General features: G+C 45.4%; 4 protein-coding genes and 1 pseudogene. 2 read left to right on the forward strand and 3 right to left on the reverse strand.

Annotated features, from left to right (window positions below; all coding sequences use genetic code 11):
• Positions 1 to 180 precede the first annotated feature (180 nt).
• From PX482_RS10505 to PX482_RS10515, 3 genes are all read right to left on the reverse strand, one after another.
• Positions 181 to 459, reverse strand: a complete 279-nt coding sequence (locus PX482_RS10505; RefSeq protein ID WP_288096396.1) for a hypothetical protein — start codon at positions 457 to 459, stop codon at positions 181 to 183.
• A gap of 24 nt (positions 460 to 483) precedes the next feature.
• On the reverse strand, positions 484 to 1,521 hold the full coding sequence (gene trpD, locus PX482_RS10510) for an anthranilate phosphoribosyltransferase (RefSeq protein WP_002758102.1): 1,038 nt from the start codon (positions 1,519 to 1,521) through the stop codon (positions 484 to 486).
• A 79-nt stretch (positions 1,522 to 1,600) separates the two neighbouring features.
• The gene (locus PX482_RS10515) at positions 1,601 to 2,128 is read right to left on the reverse strand and encodes a GIY-YIG nuclease family protein (RefSeq protein WP_002758103.1); all 528 of its coding nucleotides are present in this window, start codon (positions 2,126 to 2,128) and stop codon (positions 1,601 to 1,603) included.
• Between the two features lie 193 nt (positions 2,129 to 2,321).
• On the opposite strand from PX482_RS10515, the gene PX482_RS10520 reads away from it, so the two are divergent.
• Both PX482_RS10520 and PX482_RS10525 read left to right on the forward strand, forming a co-directional pair.
• Complete coding sequence (locus PX482_RS10520) at positions 2,322 to 2,909, forward strand: L-threonylcarbamoyladenylate synthase (RefSeq protein ID WP_002758105.1); 588 nt, start codon at positions 2,322 to 2,324, stop codon at positions 2,907 to 2,909.
• Positions 2,864 to 3,064 (forward strand): annotated as a pseudogene (locus PX482_RS10525) (sensor histidine kinase); the annotation flags it as partial. The gene PX482_RS10520 and the pseudogene PX482_RS10525, both read left to right, overlap by 46 nt.

Raw genomic sequence — 3,064 nt, forward strand, 5'->3', positions numbered from 1 at the left:
ATTTATAAATTCTTAAGAATTAATTGAGAAAGATTTTTATTTAACAACGATGTTATCATAGTTACAGCGATTTTACTGAATTTCATAATGGGTTATTCTGTGCTTTTTTGGGCAGCAAGGGTTGAAACCCTTGCCACACCTAGAAGGGTATCCTAATTGAAGCGGGTAAATCAGTCAATTTCACCAGCAGTGATGATCTTTTTTTTGTGTAGTTTTATTGCAAAAAAAAAGTTTTTTTGACAAAAAGCACAAAGTATGATACTCCCCAACGTATTTCTGGCTGCGAGTAATTATTGCAGAGTGGGGGAGTGGGGAAGTGGGGAAGTGGGGAGATAGGGAGAATAAATAAAAGCAATCTCCTGTCTCGGAGTCTCCTGACTTGAAAGAGGGTGTGGGGTGTGGGGTGTGGGGTGTGGGGAAGAAAACCTCTTTCATCTGTGGGGGTGAAAATTTTTTCATCGAGACTGCCCCCTGTGAATTGTCCTAGGCGGCGAGAAACTTAACCAACTCCTCTAATTTTTGCCAAGCTAACCCACTGGCTAAAATGTCGCGAGCGAGGGCGAAACCGGCAGCATGGTCGCCAAAAGTGACCTTTTCTGCCACCTGTAGGGCAAGAGAGGCATTAATCGCCACAGCATCCCGTTGAGCCGGCGTTCCACCCCCTTGCAGGACATTTTTGAGGATTTCGGCATTTTCTGGTACTTCCCCGCCTTTAAGGGCATTTAAACTGGCTCTGGGGATAGCAATTGACAAGGGATCGATCGCCGCAGAAATCACCTCGCCATTATTTAATAAAGCCATATCGGTCAGGTCTCCTAACCCCACCTCGTCGAGTTTTTCCCGGCCGTGAACAATAATCGCCTTTGGGGTTCCCATTTGTGCTAAAGCCGTGGCCATGGGGGTGAGAAATTGCCGGTCATAAACCCCGATAACTTGACCTGTGGGACGGAGAGGATTAACTAGAGGGCCCAGAAGATTAAAAACCGTGCGAACTTTCAGGGTTTTGCGGAGATTAGCCACACTTTTCAGGGCTGGATGCCAACCGGGGGCAAAAAGAAAGGTAACTCCCACCCCATCTAAAGCCGCCGCTACTTTCTCGCTAGGGGCGCTCAAATTAACCCCAAGATATTCTAAAACATCGGCCGAACCGACCTTGCTGGAAGCCGAGCGATTGCCGTGTTTAGCCACTTTTACACCCCCGGCGGCCGCCACAAAAGCCACGGCAGTGGAAATATTAAAGGTTGAAGCCCCGTCACCGCCGGTGCCACAGGTATCGATAACGGGAGTGGTATGGGGTTTAGGGTCTTCTAAGCGAGATTGTTGCCGTAAAACTCGGGCCATTCCCGCTAATTCCGCGGCCGAGACTCCTTTTGCTTGCAAAGCCGCTAAAATCGCCCCCGATAAAACTTCTGGAATCTGGCCGTTTAACCATCCGGTCATTAATTCTTCAGCTTGGTTAAGGGAAAGGGATTTTCGATCGAGTAGTTGCTGCAGTAGGTTTGGCCAGTCTGGAGTGGTCATCGCTGTTCCATTGGTGTGGGGATGGGGCGATATAATATCATAGCGGTTTGTCGGGAGAATCGATCGCTCCTAGTCATTTTTACTTTAAATCGAGCAAACCCTGTTCTTTTAACTTAGGATTAAAACGAATTTCCATCTGTACTCCCCGTTTTTCTAGGGTTGATAAAATATCGTTTTCTACTCGTCTGGATACCTGTTTTAATAACTTGATTTGCCCCAATTCGTCAGCACTTTGATAAAATTCTTTTTCTGTGTCAGTCATGACTAATTTAGCATCAATTGGTTCTGTCCAGAGTTTTTCATCGCCGGTTACTGCCTGACTTTCTCTTAGCCAAGCTTGTTTAATCGATTCGAGAATAGTCCGATTAGGACGATCAATCAACTGTATTTTTAGCCAATAACAAGCTTGAGGCTGTCGGGCAAGATGTTGTTTTAAACTGAGATAAATATCACGAGAATAGCCGACAAACTCTAGGACTTGTTCTCGATCAAAAATGCCATAAACCCCGATTCTTCCCTGTAAATCAGCACAGATATTACCCGTGGTATCTAGGTAGGGAATATATTCTAATTGTTCGAGATTAGCAAAAGTATCAGACTCATTCATAATTAATCGTCGCTAATTGGTTGGAGATAAGTAGGTAGGTGTTAAAAACTTTCAGATACCCCGCTGATCAAGTAGGGTTGATTCAAGGTAGGGTTGATTCAAGGTAGGGTTGATTCATGAATCAACCCTACCCGTTTAAAATTGTACCAAAAAGTTTTAGGCTAAATTAGTCCCCAAAAATGCTCAATTCTCAATGCCTACTGCTTCTCTTAACGAAATTGTTCACGCGGCCCTAAGTGGTCAAGTGGTTTCTTTTCCCACGGATACAGTTCCCGCGTTGGCAGTTTCTCCCCCCTATGCTGCCTTAATTTTTGCCGCTAAAAAACGGACTTTTGATAAACCCTTAATTCTCATGGCGGCCTCAGCAGCAGATTTATGGGATTATGTCGAGGGAAATCAGGAAGAAAGGGAAATTTGGCGGCAAATGACCGAAAAATACTGGCCCGGCTCCCTAACTTTGGTTTTACCTGCTTCTGAAAAAGTACCAAAAGTTCTTAACCCTAAAAATCCTAGCACGATTGGTATCCGAGTTCCCGCTCATGCGATCGCCAGAGAAATTCTCGGTCGAACTGGTGTTTTAGCGACCACAAGTGCTAATCTGTCAGGACAAGAGCCTTTATTGACTCCAGAAGCGATTATGACTACTTTTCCCTCGGTGACGGTGTTAGCGCCCACAGAAAGGCAAGCATGGGGAATAATCAATAGTGGACAACCCTCCACCGTCGCGCGTTGGCAATGTCAAGGATGGGATATCTTACGACAAGGGGCAGTTTTTCTGTAAATATGGACGATATTGACGCTTTAAAACGGGAATTACAGCAAACTCGCCTCGCTTATCAGATGGCCGTGGCAATTAATCACCTCAAAAGCAGTTTTTTGGGACGGGTTGCCCACGAATTGCGATCGCCATTGAGCAGTATGATCAGTCTCCATCAA

Source organism: Microcystis sp. M53602_WE12, assembly GCF_030065455.1.
GTDB lineage: Bacteria > Cyanobacteriota > Cyanobacteriia > Cyanobacteriales > Microcystaceae > Microcystis > Microcystis aeruginosa.